The sequence below is a fragment of the Burkholderia territorii genome (genome assembly GCF_001718335.1).
Classification (GTDB): Bacteria; Pseudomonadota; Gammaproteobacteria; order Burkholderiales; family Burkholderiaceae; genus Burkholderia; species Burkholderia territorii.
On sequence record NZ_CP013366.1, the window covers coordinates 2,271,903 to 2,293,236 of the forward strand.

Here is a 21,334-nt window from a genome sequence, read left to right on the forward strand (position 1 = left end):
CTCTCATGCAGACGACGCGACGCGGCCGGCTGCGGGCAAGCTCCGACGGATTGTAATGAGCGTGAACGGCCACGCGCAACAAAATTTTCGAATTATGAGATCTTTTCTCGTAATGCGGAATATTGCTGCGCTGCACCCTCGCTGCCGGCCTCCGCGGCACGCGCCGCGGACACAAATCCGTTTCCGTTCAACATATCCGGTATGGGTTTTCCATGTATTGCGCTGCGCTACAATCCTGCCATGTTGACCGATCGGCTTTTCGCACGCTCGGCGCGACCGTCGGGCCCGCCGGCGGAGTCGCAGCCGTCCCGCTGGCACCACGGACCGTGGTGGTCCAACTCCTATTTGCTGACGCCGCTGCTGTCGATCCTCGTGTTCCTCGTGGTGATGAGCCTGATTCTATGGAGCCTCAATCGCCGCGAACAGCAGCAGCAGGAAGACACGCTGTTCCGTAACGTCGCGTGGGCGCAGCAGCAGATCCGCCTGTCGATGACGGGGGCGCAGGAACAGTTGCAGGCGCTGTCGCGCGATCTCGCGTCCGGCCGCCTCGACCAGAACGCATTCCAGATGGCCGTCGCGGACGTGATGCAGACTCATCCGGAAATCCTCTATCTGAACTGGTACACCTCGCCCGGCGTGCAGCGATGGCCGACCGTGCACCCGCCGCTGCTCGGCCAGCGGCTCGCGAAGCCCGGCGACGCGCAGATGCAGGACGCCGTGCGCGGCGCGTACGACGAAGCGCGCAGCACGCGCCGCCAGGCTTACTCGCCGCTGATCTACGACGACTTCGGCAACGGCTTCATCACGCTGCAGACGCCCGTGATGCGCGGCGACCGCGAATATCTCGGCTCGATCGCCGCGGTATTCTCGGTCGAAGGGATCCTCAAGCACGACATCCCGCAGGAGCTGTCGTCGAAGTACAAGATCTCGATCACCGACTCGAACAACCGCGAGCTCTCGTCCACGTCGACGCGCCCGCGCCTGCCGCGCGACTCCCACTACGACCTGCCGCTCGATCCGCCCGGCCAGGGCCTGACCGTGCGCGTGTACGCGTTCCCGCAGCTCACGAACCTGACCAACAACACGCTCGTCTGGCTGGTCGCCGGGCTGTCGTGCTTCGTGCTGTGGAGCCTCTGGAGCCTGTGGAAGCACACGCGCCAGCGCTTCGAGGCGCAGCAGGCGCTGTACGCCGAAGCGTTCTTCCGCCGCGCGATGGAAAACTCGGTGCTGATCGGCATGCGCGTGCTCGACATGCACGGCCGCATCACGCACGTGAACCCCGCGTTCTGCCGGATGACCGGCTGGGACGAAACCGATCTCGTCGGCAAGGTCGCACCCTTCCCGTACTGGCCGCGCGACGCCTACCCGGAAATGCAGCGCCAGCTCGACATGACGCTGCGCGGCAAGGCGCCGAGCTCGGGCTTCGAGCTGCGCGTGCGGCGCAAGAACGGCACCCTGTTCCATGCACGCCTCTACGTGTCGCCGCTGATCGACAGCTCGGGCCGCCAGACCGGCTGGATGTCGTCGATGACCGACATCACCGAGCCGAAGCGCGCACGCGAGGAACTCGCGGCCGCGCACGAGCGCTTCACGACGGTGCTCGAAAGCCTCGACGCCGCGGTGTCGGTGCTGGCCGCCGACGAAGCCGAGCTGCTGTTCGCGAACCGCTACTACCGCCACCTGTTCGGGATTCGCCCCGACGGCCACCTGGAGCTGTCCGGCGGCGGCTTCGACCGCGCGCAGGCATCGTCCGACTCGATCGACATGGTCGACGCGTTCGCGGGCCTGCCGGCGGCCGCACTGACGAGCAGCACGGCCGACGCGCAGGAGGTGTACGTCGAGAGCATCCAGAAGTGGTTCGAGGTGCGCCGCCAGTACATCCAGTGGGTGGACGGCCACCTCGCGCAGATGCAGATCGCGACCGACATCACGACCCGCAAGAAGGCGCAGGAACTCGCGCACCAGCAGGAAGAGAAGCTGCAGTTCACGAGCCGATTGATGACGATGGGCGAAATGGCGTCGTCGATTGCTCACGAATTGAATCAGCCGCTCGCGGCGATCAACAACTATTGCTCGGGCACGCTCGCGCTCGTGAAGAGCGGCCGCGGCACGCCGGAGACGCTGCAGCCCGCGCTGGAAAAGACCGCGCAGCAGGCGTTGCGCGCCGGGATGATCGTCAAGCGGATCCGCGAATTCGTGAAGCGGAGCGAGCCGAAGCGCCAGCCGGCGCGCGTCGCGGACATCGTCGCCGACGCGGTCGGGCTCGCCGAAATCGAGGCCAGGAAGCGCAGGATCCGGATCGTCACGGAAATCCTCGCAAGAATGCCTATTATTTATGTCGACCCCGTGCTGATCGAGCAGGTGCTCGTGAACCTGATGAAGAACGCGGCCGAGGCGATGGCCGACGTGAAGCCGGCGTCGGCGGACGGCGTGATCCGCGTCGTCGCCGACATCGACGCGGGTTTCGTCGACATCCGCGTGATCGACCAGGGGCCCGGCGTGGACGAAGCGACCGCCGAACGCCTGTTCGAACCGTTTTACAGCACCAAGTCCGACGGCATGGGCATGGGGCTGAACATCTGCCGTTCGATCATCGAATCGCATCGGGGGCGTCTGTGGGTGGTGAACAATGTCGAACCGGACGGCCGCATTTCCGGCGCGACATTCCACTGCAGCCTGCCCATTGGGGAACCCGCTGATCTCGGCCAAGGGGGGCGCGAGGCATCGGCATCACATACCGTTACGGGAGAACTATGAATAGCCCTGTCACCACTACTCAGGAAACTGTCTTCGTCGTCGACGACGACGAGGCCGTACGGGATTCGCTGCGCTGGCTGCTGGAGGCGAACGGCTATCGCGTGCAATGCTTCTCGAGCGCCGAGCAGTTCCTCGATGCCTATCAGCCGGCGCAGCAGGCCGGCCAGATCGCGTGCCTGATCCTCGACGTGCGGATGTCGGGCATGAGCGGCCTCGAGCTGCAGGAACGGCTGATCGCGGACAACGCCGCGCTGCCGATCATCTTCGTCACGGGCCACGGCGACGTGCCGATGGCGGTATCGACGATGAAAAAGGGTGCGATGGACTTTATCGAGAAACCGTTCGACGAGGCCGAGTTGCGCAAGCTCGTCGAGCGGATGCTCGACAAGGCCCGAAGCGAAAGCAAGAGCGTCCAGGAACAGCGCGCCGCCAGCGAGCGCCTGTCGAAGCTGACCGCGCGCGAACAGCAGGTGCTCGAGCGGATCATCGCGGGTCGCCTGAACAAGCAGATCGCCGACGATCTCGGGATCAGCATCAAGACGGTCGAAGCGCACCGCGCGAACATCATGGAAAAGCTCAACGTCAACACGGTCGCCGATCTGCTGCGCCTCGCGCTGTCGAAGAAGCAGGCCTGAACGTTGCGCGCGGCTCCGGGCAGCCCTGCCCGGCCGCACCTCCGTGCCGCGATGCGGGCCCGCCGCGCGGCACGGCCCGGCGCCACCTCCCGGGGCGCCGGCACCGCCGCCATGACGCTTTCCTTGTATTCGCTGTCGGACGACGGCAGGCGACCGGTATAATTGCGTGCTTTGCTGCGGCGCTTCGCGCGCCGCACGCCCGCATTCCAACTTCCCGGCAGGACCACCACCATGACAGCCCTCCTCATCGACGGCAACGCCCTCTCGAAGACCTTGCGCGCGCAGGCCGCCGAACGCGCCGCCGCCCTGACCGCACGCGGCCACCAGCCCGGTCTCGCGGTGATCCTCGTCGGCGCGAACCCGGCGAGCGAAGTCTACGTGCGCAACAAGATCAAGGCGTGCGAGGACAACGGTTTCTTCTCGCTGAAGGATGCGTACCCGGACACCCTGTCGGAAGCCGACCTGCTTGCACGCATCGACGAACTGAACCGCGATCCGAAGATCCACGGCATCCTGGTCCAGCTGCCGCTGCCGAAGCATATCGACAGCCACAAGGTGATCGAGGCGATCGCGCCGGAGAAGGACGTCGACGGCTTCCACGTCGCGAATGCCGGCGCGCTGATGACGGGCAAGCCGCTGTTCCGCCCGTGCACGCCGTACGGCGTGATGAAGATGTTCGAAGCGCACGACATCCCGCTGCAGGGCGCGAACGCCGTCGTGATCGGCCGCTCGAACATCGTCGGCAAGCCGATGGCGATGCTGCTGCTCGAAGCCGGCGCGACCGTTACGATCTGCCACAGCAAGACGCGCGATCTCGCCGCGCACACGCGCCAGGCCGACGTCGTGGTCGCCGCGGTCGGCAAGCGCAACATCCTGACGGCCGACATGGTCAAGCCCGGCGCGACGGTGATCGACGTCGGCATGAACCGCGACGACGCGGGCAAGCTGTGCGGCGACGTCGACTTCTCCGGCGTGAAGGAAGTCGCCGGCCACATCACGCCGGTGCCGGGCGGCGTCGGCCCGATGACCATCACGATGCTGCTGATCAACACGATCGAAGCCGCCGAGCGCGCCGCCGCGGCAGCCTGATCGCCGCCGATCGCCCTGCCCGTCCAGCCGGCGCGCGTTCGTGCGCCGGTTTCTTGCCGGCCGCCCGCCGCGGCCGCGCCGTAGCATCGAATTCCCCCGTATCCGACCCCGCACCGCGCGCCGCCAATCGCGTCGTTAGAAACTAACGATTGGAAAGCGCGCGATGCGCCCCAATAATGTCGGTATCGGGCGCCGCCGCATCGCGCCTCACCCTTTTCATCCCGGTTCATCCGGCAACAGACAGGGAGTCTTAATGTCCGCCAGCGCCAACACCAATCCGCTCCTCGATTTCTCCGGCCTGCCCCGCTTCGGCGAGATTCGCCCGGAACACGTGACGCCCGCGCTCGACACGCTGCTCGAAGCCGCCAACCGCGCGGTCGACACCGCGAGTGCGCCCGCGACGCCGGCGACATGGGCCGCGATCGTCGAGACGGTCGAGCAGGCGACGGAGCCGCTCGGGCGCGCGTGGGGCGTGGTCGGCCACCTGAACGCGGTCGCCGATACGCCGGAGCTGCGCGCCGCCTACGGCGAAAACCTGCCGCGCGTGACCGAGTTCTGGTCGAGCGTCGGCCAGAACCTCGCGCTGTACGAGAAGTACAAGGCGATCGCCGCGAGCGCCGAATACGCGACGCTGTCCGCCGAGCGCAAGAAGATCCTCGACAACGCGCTGCGCGATTTCCGGCTGTCGGGCGCCGAGCTGCCCGAGGACCAGAAGCCGCGCTTCGCGGAGCTGCAGGAGCAGCAGGCCGCGCTGTCGAAGGCGTTCTCCGACCACGTGCTCGACGCGACCAACGCGTACGCGTATTACGCGCACGACGAAGCCGAGCTCGCCGGCCTGCCGGGCGACGCGATCGAAGCGGCGCGCGAAGCCGCGCAGAAGGAAGGCAAGGAAGGCTGGAAGTTCACGTTGCACTTCCCGTCCTACTTCCCGGTGCTGCAGTATGCCGAGAACCGCGCGATGCGCGAGACGCTGTACCGCGCGTATGCAACGCGCGCATCGGAACTCGGCCCGCAGTACGGCGGCGGCAAGGCCGAGTGGGACAACACGGCGATCGTCGCCGACGAACTGAAGCTGCGCCGCGAAGAAGCGCAGATGCTCGGCTACCGCAACTTCGCCGAAGTGTCGCTCGCGCCGAAAATGGCCGAATCGCCGCAGCAGGTGATCGCATTCCTCGAGGATCTCGCGACGCGCGCGCGGCCGCATGCCGAAAAGGACTGGGACGAACTGCGCGCGTTCGCCGCGAAGGAACTCGGCCTGACCGAGCTCGCACCGTGGGACGTCGCGTTCGCGGCCGAGCGGCTGCGCCAGCAGCGCTACGCGTTCTCGGAAAACGAGGTGAAGCAATACTTCCCGGAGCCGGCCGTGCTGAAGGGCCTGTTCAACGTCACCGAAACGCTGTTCGGCGTGCGGATCAAGCCGGACGACGCACCGGTGTGGCACAAGGACGTGCGCTTCTTCCGCGTGGAGAACCGCGACGGCTCGCTCGTCGCGCAGTTCTATCTCGACCTGTATGCGCGCGAAGGCAAGCGCGGCGGTGCGTGGATGGACGATGCGCGTGCGCGCGCGAAGCGCGGCAACGCCGTGCAGACGCCGGTCGCGTACCTGACCTGCAACTTCTCGGCGCCGGTCGGCGGCAAGCCCGCGTGCTTCACGCACGACGAAGTCATCACGCTGTTCCATGAATTCGGCCACGGGCTGCATCACATGCTCACGCGCGTCGACGAGCTCGGCGTGTCGGGCATCAACGGCGTCGAATGGGACGCGGTCGAGCTGCCGTCGCAGTTCATGGAAAACTTCTGCTGGGAATGGGACGTGCTGTCGTCGATGTCGTCGCACGTCGACACGGGCGCCGCGCTGCCGCGCGAGCTGTTCGACAAGATGATCGCCGCGAAGAACTTCCAGAGCGGCCTCGGCACGCTGCGCCAGATCGTGTTCTCGATGTTCGACATGCTGCTGCACGTCGACTTCGATCCGGCCGGTGCGACCGGCGTGAACGCGTTCGCGCGCGAGATCAACGAGCGCTACCACGTGATCCCGCAGGCGGCGTTCTCGCGCTGGCCCAACACGTTCAGCCACATCTTCGCCGGCGGCTATGCGGCAGGCTATTACAGCTACAAGTGGGCCGAGGTGCTGTCCGCCGACGCGTACGCGGCATTCGAGGAAGCGGCCGCCGCAAGCGGCAGCGTGCTCGACGCGGCCACCGGCACGCGCTATCGCCGCGAGATCCTCGAGGTCGGCGGCAGCCGGCCGGCGATGGATTCGTTCAAGGCATTCCGCGGCCGCGAGCCGGAGATCGACGCGCTGCTGCGCCACAACGGGATGGCTTCGCCCGCGCACTGAGCCATTGCGCGCCCTGCCCGGCTCGTCCGGCAGCATCGCAAGGCACCGCCGAGGCGGTGCCTTTTTTCATGATGCGGGCGTTTCGCCGCCCGCTTCGTTCGTGTCGGCGACATTGCGGCCGGCCTCGTCGTCGAACAGCGAAAACTGTCCGTGACGCTCGGCCGTGTCTTCGTCGATGCGCACGCCGACACCGAGCAGCCGCACGGCCTGCGCGCGCCGCTGCAGCCCTTTCGCGAGCAGCGTAACGGCCGTCTGCGCGTTGGTCGCGTCGGCCACGCACTCGACCGTCGTACGCTGGAAATCGGCGAAGCGGATCTTCACGTACAGCTTGCGGATCATGCGGGCCGCGCCCGCGCGCGCGATCCGCGCGTCGAGCTGCACGACGAGGCGGCGAATCTCGTCCGCGCATTGCTCGAGCGTCGTCAGGTCGGTCACGTAGGTCGTCTCGACGCTGACCGACTTGCGCTCCTGATCGGCCCGCACCGGCCGCTCGTCGATTCCGCGTGCCAGCTGGTACAGCCGCCGGCCGAATGCACCGAACTCGCGATGCAGGTCGATCAGCGACCAGTCGCGCAACTGCGCGCAGGTCTGGATGCCGAGCCGGTCGAGCCGCGCGGCCGTCACCTGGCCGACGCCGTGCAGCTTGCGCACCGGCAACGCCGCGACGAACGCATCGACCTCATGCGGGCGAACGACGAACAGGCCGTCGGGCTTGTTCCAGTCGGACGCGATCTTCGCGATGAACTTGTTCGGCGCGACACCGGCCGACACCGTCACGCCGACCGTGTCGTACACGCGCTGGCGAATCTCCCGTGCAATCAGCGTCGCGCTGCCCTGGCACAGTTCGGAACCGCTGACGTCGAGGTACGCCTCGTCGAGCGACAGCGGCTCGACGTCACGCGTGTAGTCGCGATAAATCGCCATGATCTGCCGCGACGCCGCGCGGTACTTGTCCATCGCCGACGGCAGGATCAGCAGCTCCGGGCACTTGCGCATCGCCAGCGCCGACGACATCGCCGAATGCACGCCGTAGCGCCTCGCCTCGTAGTTGCAGGTCGCAATCACGCCACGCTGGTCGGGCCGGCCGCCGACCGCGATCGGCCGGTTGCGCAGCGACGGGTCGTCGCGCATCTCGACCGATGCGTAAAAGCAGTCGCAGTCGCAATGGATGATCTTGCGCACGCGCGACGGCGTGTCGCCGGGTGGCGGCACGCGCGGATCGGCAGGCGGGATGATGGTCGGATTCACGGTGCCGATACTGTACAAAAACACAGTGCCCGTTTCAACTGTCGCGTGCTGCCCACCGGCTGCGTCCCGCGCGGCCAGCCGCCGGCGACAGCGTTGTACCGGCCCGCTTCGCACGAAGCGTATCGCCGCGCGCGCGGGCCGGCCCCTATACTCATCCGTCACGAGATACGACACATACGGTGACGCATGAAAACGATCGGACTGATCGGCGGGATGAGCTGGGAATCGTCGGCGGAGTACTACCGGATGATCAATCGCCATTCGAAAGCGCTGCACGGCGGCCATCACAACGCGAAGAGCGTGCTGGTCACGGTGGATTTCGCGGAGATCGAAGCGCTGCAGCGCGCACAGGACTGGGCCGCACTCGGCGAACGGATGGCCGATGCCGCGCGCCGGCTCGAAGCGGCCGGCGCCGATCTCGTCGTGCTGACGACCAACACGATGCATCGCGTGCACGGCGCGATCGAGGCCGCCGTCGCGCTGCCGTTCCTGCACATTGCCGACCCGACCGGCGCCGCGCTGCGTGCAGCCGGCGTCGAGCGCGTCGCGCTGCTCGGCACGCGCTACACGATGGAGCTGCCGTTCTACGCGGAGCGCCTGCGCGACAGATTCGGCCTCGACGTGCTGGTGCCGGACGAATCCGCGCGCGGCGACGTGCACCGGATCATCTACGACGAGCTGTGTCATGGCGTAATCGACGCCGGGTCGCGCGCGACCTACGTGGCGATCATCGATGAACTGGCGAAACGCGGCGCGCAGGCGGTGATACTCGGCTGCACGGAAATCACGCTGCTGATCGGCGCGGACGATTCGCCGCTGCCGGTGTTCGATACGACCGCGCTGCATGCGAAGGCGGCGGTCGAATGGGCGGCGGGCTGAAAACAAAAAACCCGGCGCAGGGCCGGGTTTCCGTCGACGAAGCGCGCATCGGTCACTTGCGCTGCACATCGTCTGGTGTGCTTGGTTGCGGGGGTAGGATTTGAACCTACGACCTTCGGGTTATGAGCCCGACGAGCTGCCAGACTGCTCCACCCCGCGTCAGAGAAATAAATTATAGGGTGATGAAGCACTCACGTCAACACTTTTGTCACAATTTCTTTGCAGGTCATCGATAAGCCGATACGTCGCGCCACGTGTCGCGCGCGTTCGCGCCCCTTGCTCGCGGTAAGATGGCGGCCTTCGCATTCATCCCGCACGCATTCCCGTTCATGAAAATCGCCACCTGGAACGTCAACTCGCTCAACGTCCGCAAGCAGCACGTGCTCGACTGGCTCGCGCAAAGCGGGACCGACGTGCTGTGCCTGCAGGAGCTGAAGCTGCCCGACGAGAAGTATCCGCGCGCCGATCTCGAGGCCGCCGGCTACCGCAGCTGGTTCACGGGCCAGAAGACCTACAACGGCGTCGCGATCCTCGTGCGCGACACGCTCGCCGTCGACGAATCGGACGTCGTGCGCAACATCCCCGGCTTCGACGATCCGCAGCAGCGCGTGGTCGCCGTGACCGTCGAAGGCGTGCGGATCGTGTCCGCCTATTTCCCGAACGGCCAGGCGCCCGACTCCGACAAGTTCGTCTACAAGATGCAATGGCTCGACGCGCTGCATGCGTGGCTGAGCACCGAGATGCAGCGCTACCCGAAGCTTGCGCTGCTCGGCGACTACAACATCGCGCCGGAAGACCGCGACGTGCACGACCCGGCGAAATGGGAAGGCCAGAACCTCGTGTCGCCGCAGGAGCGGGCGCATTTCGCGAAGCTGATCGAACTCGGCTTCGTCGATGCATTCCGCCGTTTCGAACAGCCGGAGAAGACCTTCACGTGGTGGGACTACCGGATGTTCGCGTTTCGCCGCAACGCGGGCCTGCGCATCGACCACGTGCTGCTGTCGCCGGCGCTCGCCGCCACCTGCACGTCGTGCGAAGTCGACCGCGTGCCGCGCACGTGGGACCAGCCGTCCGATCACACGCCCGTCGTCGCGATCGTCGGCTGAGCGCCGTTCGCGCCCGCGCTCAACCTCGCGCGGGCGCGGGCCCGAGGTGAGCCCACAGGAAGCCGAATTCCGCCGCATCGGATTCGGCGCGCTCCAGATCGTCGGCGCTGCCGTGGCCGCCGTCGGTGTTCTCCCAGTACCACACCCGTTCGTGTCCGAGCGCATGCATGCGCGCGGCCATCTTGCGTGCATGCGCCGGATGCACGCGGTCGTCGCGCGTCGACGTCGTCAGCAGCAGTGGCGGATACGCGGTACCTTCGCGCACGCGGTGATACGGCGAGTATGCGGCGAGTGCCGCGCCCTCGCGCGGATCCTCGGGATCGCCGTACTCGTCGAGCCACGCGGCGCCCGCGTGCAGCTTCGGATAGCGTCGCATGTCGAGCAGCGGCACGCGGCACAGCACCGCGCCGAACAGCTCCGGACGCTGCACCATGCATGCACCGACCAGCAGCCCGCCATTGCTGCCGCCCTCGATGCCGAGTTGCGCGGCCGTCGTCACGCCGGTGCGGATCAGGTCCTCGGCCACCGCGATGAAGTCGTCGAACGAGCGCTGCCGATGTTCGCGCTGCGCGTCGACATGCCAGGCCGGTCCGAATTCTCCGCCACCGCGGATGTGCGCGAACGCCGCGACGCCGCCGCGTTCGAGCCATGCGATGCCCAGTGCATCGCTGTAGCCCGGCAGGTTCGGAATCGCGAAACCGCCATAGCCTGACAGCAGGCATGGCCGCGCAACGCGGGCGCGGCCGTCGGCACGATCGGGCGCATCGAGTGCGTCGAGCGCATCACGCGGCCCGATCAGCGTGTACGGCACCACCGTGCCGTCGCGCGAACGGGCATTCGCGCGACGCACGACGAGCCCGGCCGCATCGAACCGCACCGGCGGCCGATCGAGCAGCACGCGGCGCGACGGCGCGTCGGCCGCGCGATCGGACAGATCGGCGAGCCAGCATTCGGGCGGATCGAGATAGGTATCGACGTCCACGTACACGTCGTCGTTCAGCGTCGCCTCGACCGGCTCGACGTCGATCTGCGCATCGCCCGGCCAGTCGAACGGCCGCGCGTCCCACGTCCATGCGCCATCCTCGCGCTGGCGCGGCTGCCACAGCATCGTGCGGTTGTGCACGTCGTCGAGCCAGCTCGCGATCAGCATCGTGCGCGTGTGCGTCCACGTGCAGGCGGAGGTCGACGGCCGCGGCGCGAACAGCGTCGTGAGCTCGCGCGAGCCTGCCAGAAACGCCTGCTCGCGGATCGCGAGCAGCGAGCCGCCCGCGTGACGCACGCCGCCGCACTCCCAGTCGAGCCGCGGCTCCAGCACGAGCCAGCCTTCCCAGAAACCGACTTCGACATGCGTCGGCACGTCGTAGCGCGCCCACTCGCCCGCGTCGGTCAGCCGATACGCGTGTGCGTCGAAGAAATCCACGCTGCGCCACGCGACGTGACGGCCGTCGATCGGATCAAACCACGCGCCCGCGCTGATGTCGTCGGGTTCGCCGCGAAACACGACCGGCGCGTCGGCGAGCGGCGTGCCGCGCACCCAGCGGCGCGCGTCGTACGGATAGCCGGCCGCGGTCGCATGCGCTTCGCCGCGATCCCAGCTCACGTACACGGTATCGCGATCGATCCAGCCGACCGTGTGATGCCCCGGCTCGTCGATCGTGAAACCGCCGTCGACGAAGCGACGCTGCACGAGATCGAACTCGCGCACGACGACGGCATCTGCCCCGCCCGGCGACAGCGACAGCAGCGCGCGATCGCCGTCCGGGTACAGGATCGCATCCTGCTCGAACACCCATGACTCGCCCTCTTGCGCACCGAGCGCGTCGACGTCGAGCAGCGTTTCCCACTCGGGCCGGCCGGCACGCCAGTCATCCCAGCGCGCGCGGCGCCACAGCCCCTTCGGATGAAGATCGTCCTGCCACAGGTCGTACGCCCAGTCGCGCCAGCGGGTGGGAATCACCGGGCGTTCGCGTGGCAGATACGCTTGCGCGAGCCGCACGGTCAGCGCGCGATACGCATCGTCGTCGCGCAGCGCGGCGCGCGTGCGCGCATTCTGCTCGTCGACCCACGCGCGGGCGCGCTTGCTGTCAAGCGCTTCGAGAAAACGGAAGGGATCGGCCCCGGCGGGCCAGCGGAAGGAATCGGACATGACGGACGCGCACGTGACGGCAAACCGCGATTATGTCCGATCGCGGCATGCGCGACGCGCGCGCATGCCGCGACGGTTGCTTACGGCTCCAGATGCAGTTCCTGGATCTTGCGCGTGATCGTATTGCGGCCGATGCCGAGCCGCTCCGCCGCCTCGACCTTGCGGCCGCGCGTGAAGTCGAGCGCCTCGCGGATCACGGCCGCCTCGAAGCGGCGCGCGAGTTCGTCCATCACGTCGGCGGAGTTCTCGCGCAGCAGCCGCGCGACTTCGGTGCGCAGCCCGCTTTCCCACATCGGATAGCCGGCCGGCGCACCGTTCGGCGCCGCCGCGACGGGTGCCGCCGTCAACGGCACGACACCGCCCGCGAGCGACGCGCGCGCCGCGTCGCCCGCACCGCCGCTCCCGCTCACGCCGCCGTGCGCATCCGCGCCGTCGGCCGTCGCGGCCACCGGCGTGCCTGCCGGCACGAGGTCGGGCGGCAGGTCCTTGATCTCGACCGTCTGCGCGGGCGCCATCACGGTCAGCCAGTTCGCGAGGTTCTCGAGCTGCCGCACGTTGCCGGGAAACGGCAGCGACGTCAGATACGCGAGCGCTTCGTCCGACACGCGCTTCGGCTCGACGCCGAGATCGCGCGCGCTCTTCTGCAGGAAGTGACGCGTGAGCAGCGCGATGTCCTCGCTGCGTTCGCGCAGCGGCGGCAGCCGGAGCCGGATCACGTTGAGCCGGTGGTAAAGGTCCTCGCGGAACAGCCCCTGCCGCACGCGCGCCTCCAGATTCTGGTGCGTCGCGGCGATCACGCGCACGTTCGCGCGCAGCGGGTTGTGGCCGCCGACCCGATAGAACTGGCCGTCCGACAGCACGCGCAACAGGCGCGTCTGCAGATCGAACGGCATGTCGCCGATTTCGTCGAGAAACAGCGTGCCGTTCTCGGCCTGCTCGAAGCGGCCCTGGCGCGTGGTCTGTGCGCCGGTGAACGCGCCGCGCTCATGGCCGAACAGTTCGGACTCCAGCAGGTCCTTCGGAATCGCCGCGGTGTTCAGCGCGATGAACGGGCCGTTCGCCCGCGGGCTGTGACGGTGCAGCGCGCGCGCGACGAGTTCCTTGCCGGTGCCCGATTCGCCGGTGATCAGCACGGTCGCGGCCGAATGCGACAAGCGGCCGATCGCGCGAAACATGTCCTGCATCGCGGGCGCCTGGCCGAGCATCTCGGGCGCCTCGGCGACGCGCTCGTCCTGCGGCGCGCCCCCGCGCAGGCTTTCCTCGACCGCGCGGCGAATCAGCTCGACGGCCTTGTCGACGTCGAACGGCTTCGCGAGATATTCGAACGCGCCGCCCTGGAACGCCGCGACGGCGCTGTCGAGATCGGAGAACGCCGTCATGATGATGACGGGCAGGCCCGGCAAGCGCTCGTGCATCGCCTGCAACAGCTCGAGGCCGGAGCCGCCCGGCATCCGGATGTCGGATACGAGCACCTGCGGCGTCTCGTGGTCGAGCGCGGCCAGCGCGTCGCGCACGTTCGCGAAGCTCTTGGTCGCGAAGCTGTCCCGGGCGAGTGCCTTTTCGAGCACCCAGCGGATCGATTGGTCGTCGTCTACTATCCAGATCGGCTTCATAGGTCGGTCAGGTATGGGTGAATCCGGTGAATCGCCATGCCGTCGCTCAGTGATCGAGCGGCAGCAGGATCTGAAATTCGGTACGGCCGGGCCGGCTCTCGACCTCGATCATCCCGTCGTGCTGCTGCACGAACGTCTGCGCGAGCGTGAGGCCCAGGCCGCTGCCGTCGTCGCGCCCGGACACGAGCGGGTAGAAGATCCGGTCGCGGATCTCCTCCGGAATGCCGGGCCCGTTGTCGACCACGTGCAAGTCCAGTGCCAGCCTGTACAGGCGCTTCGCGATCGTCACCTTGCGCGCGATGCGCGTGCGCAGCTCGATCTTCGCGTCGCCCTGCGCGATCCGTTCGCGCAGCGCCTGCGCGGCGTTGCGCACGATGTTCAGCAGCGCCTGGATCAGTTGCTCCTTGTCGCCGCGCAGGTCCGGCACGCTCACGTCGTAGTCGCGCTCGATCGTGAGCCCGCGCGGAAATTCCGCGAGCATCACCGCGCGCACGCGTTCGCATACTTCGTGAATGTTCACGTCGCCGACGATGTGCGGATGCCGGTGCGGCTCCAGCAATCGATCGACGAGCGTCTGCAGGCGGTCGGACTCCTTGATGATCACCTGCGTGTATTCGCGCAACTCGCCGCGCTCGCGCTCGCTCAGTTCGAATTCGAGCAGCTGGGCTGCGCCGCGAATGCCGCCGAGCGGGTTCTTGATCTCGTGCGCGAGGTTGCGGATCAGTTGCTTGTTGACCGCGGTCAGGTCGTGGATGCGCTCCTCGCGATCGGTGCGCGACTGCCGCTCGTTCTCGAACAGCTCGACGAGCACGAAATCGGGAGCCGTCTCGAGGAAACCGACGATCGCGTGCACGTGCAGCGGCTCGCGGCCGGGCCGGTCGAGCACGGTATCGAGATGCGTCGCGTGAAAGCGCTCCTCGCCGATCGCGGTGAGCGTCGACGCGAGCTCGTTCGCGTTCGGGAAAATCTCGCCCCACGGCCGCTGCGCGAGCTGCCGGCGCGAGATGTCGAGCATCGCCTCCGCGGACGGGTTCGCGAACGCGACCCGCAGCGTCTTGCGGTCGAGCACGAGCACGACCGTCGGCAGTGCCTCGAGCCCCGCAAGCAGGCCCGAGCGCGCGAGCCGCTCGTCGTCCGTCAGTCGCTCGGGCTGCCCCGTCCTCGCCTTGATCAGATTCTTCAGAGCCATCGTGCGTATCGTCGCGCCTCACCGGGTCGGAAAATGGAAATGCTCGGAACAAAAAAGGGACGGCTGGACGCCGCCCCTTTCAGACTCCGCAGCTCCCGCCGCAAGCCGCGCGACGGGAACCAACCGGCATGACGGCGCTGAATCGAAGCGCCATCGCCGATTACAGCGAGTAGTACATCTCGAACTCGATCGGATGCGTCGTCATGCGGAACTTCGCCAGCTCCTGCTCCTTGAGCGCGAGGTACGCATCGATCATGCCGTCGGTGAACACGCCACCGCGCGTCAGGAACTCGCGATCCTTGTCGAGCGCTTCCAGTGCCTGGTCGAGGCCGGCGCAGACGGTCGGGATCTTTGCATCCTCTTCCGGCGGCAGGTCGTACAGGTTCTTGTCCGCGGCTTCGCCCGGGTGGATCTTGTTCTGCACGCCGTCGAGGCCGGCCATCATCAGCGCGGTGAAGCACAGGTACGGGTTGGCCATCGGGTCCGGGAAGCGCGTTTCGATGCGGCGGCCCTTCGGGTTCGACACGTGCGGAATGCGGATCGATGCCGAACGGTTGCGCGCCGAGTAAGCGAGCTTGACCGGTGCCTCGAAGTGCGGAACCAGACGCTTGTACGAGTTCGTCGTCGGGTTCGTGATCGCGTTCAGCGCACGTGCGTGCTTGATGATGCCGCCGATGTAGAACAGCGCGAATTCCGACAGGCCGGCGTAGCCGTTGCCCGCGAACAGGTTCTGGCCGTCCTTCCAGATCGACTGGTGAACGTGCATGCCCGAACCGTTGTCGCCCACGACCGGCTTCGGCATGAACGTTGCCGTCTTGCCGTACGAGTGCGCGACGTTGTGGATGATGTACTTCGACCATTGCGTCCAGTCGGCGCGCTGCACGAGCGTCGAGAACTTCGTGCCGATTTCGTTCTGGCCCTGGCCCGCCACTTCGTGGTGGTGCACTTCGACCGGAATGCCGAGCTGTTCGAGCAGCAGGCACATTTCCGAACGCATGTCCTGGAACGTGTCGACCGGCGCGACCGGGAAGTAGCCGCCCTTCGTGCCCGGACGGTGGCCCGTGTTGCCGCCTTCGAATTCCTTGCCTGCCGACCACGGCGCTTCTTCGGAGTTGATCTTCACGAAGCAGCCCGACATGTCCGTGTTCCACTGGACCGAGTCGAAAATGAAGAATTCCGGCTCCGGACCGAAGTAGGCGGTGTCGCCCAGGCCCGTGCTCTTCAGGTACGCTTCGCCGCGCTTCGCGAGCGAACGCGGGTCGCGCTCGTAGCCCTTGCCGTCGGCCGGCTCGACCACGTCGCAGGTCAGCACGAGGGTCGACTCTTCGTAGAACGGGTCGATGAACGCTGCGCTCGGATCCGGCATGAGCAGCATGTCCGACGCCTCGATGCCCTTCCAGCCGGCGATCGACGAGCCGTCGAATGCATGGCCGCTTTCGAACTTGTCTTCGTCAAACGCCGAAACCGGCACCGACACGTGCTGTTCCTTGCCGCGCGTATCCGTGAAGCGGAAATCGACGAACTTGACGTCCTCGTCCTTCACGAGCTGCATGACGTCGGCGACGGTTTTACTCATAACCTCTTCTCCTGATTGAACAATTCCGGCGGACTGGGAACCGCCTCGTTTATCGAGCTGCCCGGGGTCTGGCTTTGGCGCAGCGCGCCCCGGGTGGACCGAATTCTATATAGCAGCAACCGTGCCAACCTTGCGCGGAAGCGACATGAATCGCGCCAGCCCGCGCCACGGCAGGGCCCGGGTGCGCGATTCCGGGGCTGAGGGCCGCATCGCCGGCCTGGCGACTGCACTTATATAGTGCAAACCGCGTAGTGCGCCGACGCAGCGGAATCATTCTGGTGCATGCGTGCCATTCTGCACTTTTTTGGTGAATGTGTGGGCGGTGCGTGCGGCGGCCGGCACGTAGACATCCGCGCGGCGCCGCCGCGCTAGAATGATCGTTTGACCGATACGGAGACCTCCTGCCATGAGTACGCTCGACCAGCTTTACGCGAAGGCCGAAGAACGCCGCGCCCAGGGTGCGCTCCACTACGCCGGCGCATTGCTGCCGGTCGAGGCATTCGAACTGCTGCAGCTCGACCCGTCGGCACGCCTCGTCGACGTGCGCACGCGTGCCGAGCTCGACTGGGTCGGCCGCCCGCTCGTCGGCGACGGCCAGTACCTGCACCTCGAATGGACGCGCTATCCGGGCGGCGTGCCGAATGCCGAATTCGTCGATCAACTGAAAGCGGCCCTCCCGACCGATACGCCCATCCTGTTTCTGTGCCGCAGCGCCGCGCGCTCGAAGCTCGCCGCCGTCGCGTCGGCGCAGGCCGGCTTCACGAAGGCGTTCGACCTGCTCGAAGGCTTCGAGGGCGGCAAGGATGCCGAAGGCCACCGCAAGACGGTCGACGGCTGGTGCTTCCGGAAACTGCCGTGGATCGGCGCCTGACGGCGCACTCGCTTGGGCACGCCCGACTGCGACATCGTCGAGCCGGGCGATGACATCCCGATGACGGGCCGCGTTGCGCGGCCCGCGGTTTTTGGGCGGCCTTCGCGCCGCCCGCATGGGTGACCGGTACGCGGCCCTCAGGCGCGCGGCACGTCCGGTTCGACCACGTCGCCGCCGAGCAGGTGCACGCCTTCGCGCAGCTTCACGAACGCGGCCGCCACCGCCTCCGGCTCGCCCTTCACGCCGAGATCGATATGCCGCCGCGCATAGATCCCGCCGCGCTCGGCATCGCCGACGCTCGGCAGGCTGAACACGCGCACGCCCGGGAAATCGCGCTCGATCTTCTCCATCAGCGGCGTGAGCGTCGATTCCGGCAGTTCGAACACGTACAGCGAGCGCTCCGCGTGCGGCGTCGCGTGATGCAGATGCCGGTATTTCGTGTCGAGCACCCATTCGATCATCGGCCACGCCATCACCGGGAAGCCCGGCACGAAATGGAGATCGCCGACCGAGAAGCCGGGAATCCGGTTGTAGCCGTTCGGGATGATCGTCGCGCCCGCCGGGAACACGCCCATGTTGAAGCGATGCCGGTTTTCCGGCGATTCGAAATCGACCGGCGTGGCCGGATCGGCGTGCGTCTCGCGGATGCGCTCCGCGATCAGCGCCTTCGCTTCCGGGTGCAGCTCGAGCGGCACGCCTAGCGCGGCGGCCGCGCACTGGCGCGTGTGGTCGTCCGGCGTCGCGCCGATGCCGCCCGTGGAGAACACGATGTCGCCCGACGCGATCGCGCGCGCGAGCGTCGCGGTGATGCGCGCCGGATCGTCGCCGACGTATTCGGCCCAGTCGAGCGCGAGGCCGCGCGCGCCGAGCAACTCGATGACCTTGGCCAGGTGCTTGTCCTGCCGACGGCCCGAAAGGATCTCGTCGCCGATGATGATGATGCCGATGCTCATGCCTGCCCCATGTCGATTGCGGTGGCGCGCGAACCCGCGCGCAGGTCGTCCAGCGCGCGCAGGCAATAGTGCCCGAACCACAGCGCCGAAAAAACGAGGATGAAAGCGTAAACCCAGATCATGGCCGCCGCCACGAACGGAAACAGCACCATCATCCAGACCGACGACACCCATACGAAGGTCGGCACGGTGCCGAGCAGCCCGGTCGCGACGCCGATGCCGATCAGCGGCCAGCGATGCTGCCGCACCAGCGCACGGCGCTCGTCGCGGCTCGCGTGCTGCGCGAGCGCGTCGTAGGTCATCACCCGGTAGGTCAGCCAGCCCCAGATCACGGGCGGCAGCAGCGCGAAGAACGGCGGAATCAGCCACAGCGGAATCGTGACGACGAGCAGCACGACGCCGACCACGGCCGCGCCGAGCGAATTGAACACGCTGCCGAAGAACGTGCCGCCCCGCTTCGCCTCCAGCGCGGCGAACTGCCGGTTCGACAGGTGCTTGATCACGACCGGCATCGAGATCGTCGCGATCAGCAGCAGCACGGTCAGCACGATCAGCGGAATCGCGAGCGACACGACGACGAACGGCGCGACGACCGCATGCAGCTGCGACATCCCGATCGCGTCGAACATGCGGTACAGCACGGCCGTGAGCACGAAGCCGTCGAGCGCGCCGCGCGCGGCGTCGATCAGCGTCTGCCACGAGAACCACAACACGACGCCCCACAGCAGCGCCGAGACGACGAACGGCATCAGGGTGAGCCACAGCATGCGCGGGTGCAGCGCGCTGACGAAGGCCCGGACGAAAGAGCGCAGCAAATCGTTCATGCGAACCTGTCTCGACGAAGAAAAACGGGGAAAGGATAAACCACACGGCCCGCGTGCGCCAAAGCGCATGCGGGCCGTGCGGGAGAACCGTTCAACGGGAGAGCGACGGGGTCAGGCCGACGCCGCGCCGCGCTTCGCGGGGACGAGGCGCCGGAAGATGCGCACGAACGCGAGGCCGTGCTGCGCCCAGAAGCCGTCGCCGTAGGACACGCCTTCGACCTGCTCGCGGATGCCGGTCGGCTCGACCGTGCGGTTCCACGACGCGGTGCCGAACATCATGTCCCACCACGGAAACAGCACGCCGAAGTTGCAGCCGTACTTGGTGCCTTCGTGGCCGTAGCCGACCGCGTGATGGCGCCGGTGGAAAGTCGGGCTCACGAGCAGGCGCTCGCCGAGCCATCCGAACGACAGCCGCGCATTCGTATGCTGGATGCTCTGCACGAAGTTCGTGACCGCGGTCAGCACGACGAACTGCGACGGCGTCACGCCGATCACGAGCGCGATCGTCGCGAAGAAGCACGACTGGATCACGTTGTCGAGCAGGTGGTTGCGGTCGTCGCACCACAGCGACATCTGCCGCTGGCTGTGATGCACCGCGTGCAGCTCCCACCAGATGCCGAACTTGTGCTGCCAGCGGTGATACCAGTAGCCGGCGAAGTCGAGCACGACGAGGTAGATCGCAAACGCAACGATCGGCCGCGAGGTCACGCCCGGCCACAGATAGTCGAGGTTGATGTTCGCGATGCCGTGCAGGCGCAGCCACGCCTGGAAGCCGTCGAACACCGGCTGCAGCGCGAAGAAGAAGAACAGCGTGTAGATGCCGAGTTTCGAGATCGCCGTGTAGATCACGTCGACCCGCACCGCGCGGCGGTTCTGCCAGCGCTCGACCGGCAGCAGCGCCTCGAGCGGGCGCAGCAGCGCGAACATCAGCACCATCTGCAGCGCGCCGATGATCACCCAGTACAGCGCGTCGTAGGTGTCCTCGTCATAGCCCATCAGGTTGAACTTGAAGAGGAGCGGCTGCACGACGTCGACGTACAGCCAGGTCTGGATGTCCGACACGAACGCATCGATCAGGTGCAGCATCGCTTGCCTCCGTCGGTCACGCGCCGTTCGCAGCCTTCCACGGCGCGCGGTCGTAGAAGTAGATGCCGTGCGGCGAACGGCCGACGGCGATCGTCTGCACCAGCTTGCGCGATGCGAGATCGATGATACCGACCTTCTTCGCGAAGCGGAACGTCACCCAGAGCGTCTTCTTGTCGGCGGACAGCTCCATGTCGTCCGGGCCCGGCAGCAGGCCGGTGATGTCGCCGACGTTGGTGAGCGTGTTCTCGTCGATGATGCTGATCGTGTTCGCGACCCGGTTGGTGACCGCGACATGCGTGCCGTCGGCCAGCGAGCGGAAGTTGTGCGCGCCGTTGCCCGTATGGATCTGCTTGACGACCTTCTGGTTGCGCCAGTCGACCACCGCGACGTAATCCGCGCCGGTCATGCCGACCAGCAGGAACTTGTCGTCCGGCGTGAGCCACAGGCCCGCCGGCACCTTGCCGACCTTCATCTTCCACTTGACCGTCTGCGTCGGCAGATCGATCGCCGCGATCTCGCCGGACACCTGCAGCGATACGAGCAGCGTCTTGCTGTCCTTCGTGAACGCGAGGTGGCTCGGCATCACCGCGAGCGGCACGCGCTTGGCCAGATGCACGTCATGGCCGTCGTAGCTGTAGATGTCGACGCGGTCGAGCCGCAGCCCGGCCGCCGCGAACCACTTGCGATCGGGCGAGAAGCCGAGCTGGTACGGATCGTCGATCCCCTCCACGGTGCGCTGCAGCTTGCCCGTCTTCGGATCGAGGAACATCAGGCTGTTCGAGACCGAATTTGCGACGATCAGCGACGAATTGTCGGGCGTCGCCATCAGATGGTGCGGCTCCTTGCCGGTCGGCATCGTCGACACGACTTCGCGGGTCTGCTGATCGATCAGGGAAAGCGTCGCTTCGGCCGAATTGAGGATGATCACGTTATTCGCGTGTGCGGCGGGCGCCAGCACGGCGGCGGCCAGCGCAAGCGTGCGGCCGAAGGAAAGGAAAGTGCGCATGAAGACTCACGTCGT

16 protein-coding genes, 1 tRNA gene and 1 pseudogene are annotated in these 21,334 nt (G+C 67.0%); 7 read left to right on the forward strand and 11 right to left on the reverse strand.

Annotated features, from left to right (window positions below; all coding sequences use genetic code 11):
* Positions 1 to 103 precede the first annotated feature (103 nt).
* A pseudogene (locus WS51_RS33210) lies at positions 104 to 321 on the reverse strand (hypothetical protein); the annotation flags it as partial.
* Here WS51_RS33210 and fixL point away from each other — a divergent pair.
* From fixL to WS51_RS21065, 4 genes are all read left to right on the forward strand, one after another.
* Positions 241 to 2,757, forward strand: a complete 2,517-nt coding sequence (fixL, locus tag WS51_RS21050; RefSeq protein ID WP_059450467.1) for an oxygen sensor histidine kinase FixL — start codon at positions 241 to 243, stop codon at positions 2,755 to 2,757. The pseudogene WS51_RS33210 and the gene fixL overlap by 81 nt on opposite strands.
* A complete protein-coding gene (fixJ, locus tag WS51_RS21055) occupies positions 2,754 to 3,392 on the forward strand; it encodes an oxygen response regulator transcription factor FixJ (protein ID WP_006493245.1) in 639 nt (212 codons plus the stop codon). The genes fixL and fixJ overlap by 4 nt, the downstream gene beginning before the upstream one ends.
* 231 nt (positions 3,393 to 3,623) lie before the next feature.
* Positions 3,624 to 4,481: a bifunctional methylenetetrahydrofolate dehydrogenase/methenyltetrahydrofolate cyclohydrolase FolD gene (folD, locus tag WS51_RS21060; RefSeq protein ID WP_060329705.1), complete on the forward strand. Its 858-nt coding sequence runs from the start codon at positions 3,624 to 3,626 to the stop codon at positions 4,479 to 4,481.
* Between the two features lie 253 nt (positions 4,482 to 4,734).
* Entirely contained in the window at positions 4,735 to 6,822 is a 2,088-nt protein-coding gene (locus WS51_RS21065; protein WP_059450469.1) for a M3 family metallopeptidase, read from the forward strand.
* Between the two features lie 66 nt (positions 6,823 to 6,888).
* Here WS51_RS21065 and dinB read toward each other — a convergent pair whose 3' ends face one another.
* Positions 6,889 to 8,094 (reverse strand): DNA polymerase IV, encoded by a 1,206-nt coding sequence (gene dinB, locus WS51_RS21070; protein ID WP_059503501.1) that lies wholly within the window; start codon positions 8,092 to 8,094, stop codon positions 6,889 to 6,891.
* Positions 8,095 to 8,256: 162 nt separating this feature from the next.
* Between dinB and WS51_RS21075 the strand changes: the two genes are divergently transcribed.
* The gene (locus WS51_RS21075; protein WP_059545781.1) at positions 8,257 to 8,949 is read left to right on the forward strand and encodes an aspartate/glutamate racemase family protein; all 693 of its coding nucleotides are present in this window, start codon (positions 8,257 to 8,259) and stop codon (positions 8,947 to 8,949) included.
* 82 nt (positions 8,950 to 9,031) lie between these two features.
* On the opposite strand, the gene WS51_RS21080 is transcribed toward WS51_RS21075, so the two are convergent.
* Positions 9,032 to 9,108: transfer RNA gene (locus WS51_RS21080), tRNA-Met, on the reverse strand.
* A 170-nt stretch (positions 9,109 to 9,278) separates the two neighbouring features.
* On the opposite strand from WS51_RS21080, the gene xth reads away from it, so the two are divergent.
* Positions 9,279 to 10,055, forward strand: a complete 777-nt coding sequence (gene xth / locus WS51_RS21085) for an exodeoxyribonuclease III (protein WP_187273190.1) — start codon at positions 9,279 to 9,281, stop codon at positions 10,053 to 10,055.
* Positions 10,056 to 10,074: 19 nt separating this feature from the next.
* Here xth and WS51_RS21090 read toward each other — a convergent pair whose 3' ends face one another.
* The 4 genes from WS51_RS21090 to glnA form a co-directional block, all read right to left on the reverse strand.
* Positions 10,075 to 12,201: a prolyl oligopeptidase family serine peptidase gene (locus WS51_RS21090; RefSeq protein WP_069229738.1), complete on the reverse strand. Its 2,127-nt coding sequence runs from the start codon at positions 12,199 to 12,201 to the stop codon at positions 10,075 to 10,077.
* An 80-nt stretch (positions 12,202 to 12,281) separates the two neighbouring features.
* Complete coding sequence (gene ntrC, locus WS51_RS21095) at positions 12,282 to 13,814, reverse strand: nitrogen regulation protein NR(I) (protein WP_059770336.1); 1,533 nt, start codon at positions 13,812 to 13,814, stop codon at positions 12,282 to 12,284.
* A gap of 46 nt (positions 13,815 to 13,860) precedes the next feature.
* Complete coding sequence (gene glnL, locus WS51_RS21100) at positions 13,861 to 15,003, reverse strand: nitrogen regulation protein NR(II) (RefSeq protein ID WP_059451782.1); 1,143 nt, start codon at positions 15,001 to 15,003, stop codon at positions 13,861 to 13,863.
* A 160-nt stretch (positions 15,004 to 15,163) separates the two neighbouring features.
* Complete coding sequence (gene glnA, locus WS51_RS21105) at positions 15,164 to 16,579, reverse strand: type I glutamate--ammonia ligase (protein WP_040144590.1); 1,416 nt, start codon at positions 16,577 to 16,579, stop codon at positions 15,164 to 15,166.
* Positions 16,580 to 16,985: 406 nt separating this feature from the next.
* On the opposite strand from glnA, the gene WS51_RS21110 reads away from it, so the two are divergent.
* A complete protein-coding gene (locus tag WS51_RS21110) occupies positions 16,986 to 17,450 on the forward strand; it encodes a rhodanese-like domain-containing protein (RefSeq protein WP_059503511.1) in 465 nt (154 codons plus the stop codon).
* A 137-nt stretch (positions 17,451 to 17,587) separates the two neighbouring features.
* Here WS51_RS21110 and WS51_RS21115 read toward each other — a convergent pair whose 3' ends face one another.
* From WS51_RS21115 to WS51_RS21130, 4 genes are all read right to left on the reverse strand, one after another.
* A complete protein-coding gene (locus WS51_RS21115; protein WP_059451784.1) occupies positions 17,588 to 18,403 on the reverse strand; it encodes a competence/damage-inducible protein A in 816 nt (271 codons plus the stop codon).
* Positions 18,400 to 19,227, reverse strand: a complete 828-nt coding sequence (locus WS51_RS21120) for an EI24 domain-containing protein (protein ID WP_059451785.1) — start codon at positions 19,225 to 19,227, stop codon at positions 18,400 to 18,402. Before WS51_RS21120 ends, WS51_RS21115 begins: the two co-directional genes overlap by 4 nt.
* Positions 19,228 to 19,338: 111 nt before the next feature.
* Entirely contained in the window at positions 19,339 to 20,313 is a 975-nt protein-coding gene (locus tag WS51_RS21125; protein ID WP_059451786.1) for a sterol desaturase family protein, read from the reverse strand.
* Between the two features lie 16 nt (positions 20,314 to 20,329).
* Positions 20,330 to 21,319: a YVTN family beta-propeller repeat protein gene (locus tag WS51_RS21130; protein ID WP_059451787.1), complete on the reverse strand. Its 990-nt coding sequence runs from the start codon at positions 21,317 to 21,319 to the stop codon at positions 20,330 to 20,332.
* Positions 21,320 to 21,334 lie beyond the last annotated feature (15 nt).

Bases quoted from the DNA above. Each gene is read 5' to 3' on its own strand.
- WS51_RS21110 (WP_059503511.1), top strand. From the start codon at position 16,986: ATGAGTACGCTCGACCAGCTTTACGCGAAGGCCGAAGAACGCCGCGCC.
- glnA (WP_040144590.1), bottom strand. From the start codon at position 16,579: ATGAGTAAAACCGTCGCCGACGTCATGCAGCTCGTGAAGGACGAGGAC.
- WS51_RS21090 (WP_069229738.1), bottom strand. From the start codon at position 12,201: ATGTCCGATTCCTTCCGCTGGCCCGCCGGGGCCGATCCCTTCCGTTTT.
- xth (WP_187273190.1), top strand. From the start codon at position 9,279: ATGAAAATCGCCACCTGGAACGTCAACTCGCTCAACGTCCGCAAGCAG.
- ntrC (WP_059770336.1), bottom strand. From the start codon at position 13,814: ATGAAGCCGATCTGGATAGTAGACGACGACCAATCGATCCGCTGGGTG.
- WS51_RS21130 (WP_059451787.1), bottom strand. From the start codon at position 21,319: ATGCGCACTTTCCTTTCCTTCGGCCGCACGCTTGCGCTGGCCGCCGCC.
- fixL (WP_059450467.1), top strand. From the start codon at position 241: ATGTTGACCGATCGGCTTTTCGCACGCTCGGCGCGACCGTCGGGCCCG.
- WS51_RS21115 (WP_059451784.1), bottom strand. From the start codon at position 18,403: ATGAGCATCGGCATCATCATCATCGGCGACGAGATCCTTTCGGGCCGT.
- WS51_RS21065 (WP_059450469.1), top strand. From the start codon at position 4,735: ATGTCCGCCAGCGCCAACACCAATCCGCTCCTCGATTTCTCCGGCCTG.
- WS51_RS21120 (WP_059451785.1), bottom strand. From the start codon at position 19,227: ATGAACGATTTGCTGCGCTCTTTCGTCCGGGCCTTCGTCAGCGCGCTG.
- WS51_RS21125 (WP_059451786.1), bottom strand. From the start codon at position 20,313: ATGCTGCACCTGATCGATGCGTTCGTGTCGGACATCCAGACCTGGCTG.
- WS51_RS21075 (WP_059545781.1), top strand. From the start codon at position 8,257: ATGAAAACGATCGGACTGATCGGCGGGATGAGCTGGGAATCGTCGGCG.
- glnL (WP_059451782.1), bottom strand. From the start codon at position 15,003: ATGGCTCTGAAGAATCTGATCAAGGCGAGGACGGGGCAGCCCGAGCGA.
- folD (WP_060329705.1), top strand. From the start codon at position 3,624: ATGACAGCCCTCCTCATCGACGGCAACGCCCTCTCGAAGACCTTGCGC.
- fixJ (WP_006493245.1), top strand. From the start codon at position 2,754: ATGAATAGCCCTGTCACCACTACTCAGGAAACTGTCTTCGTCGTCGAC.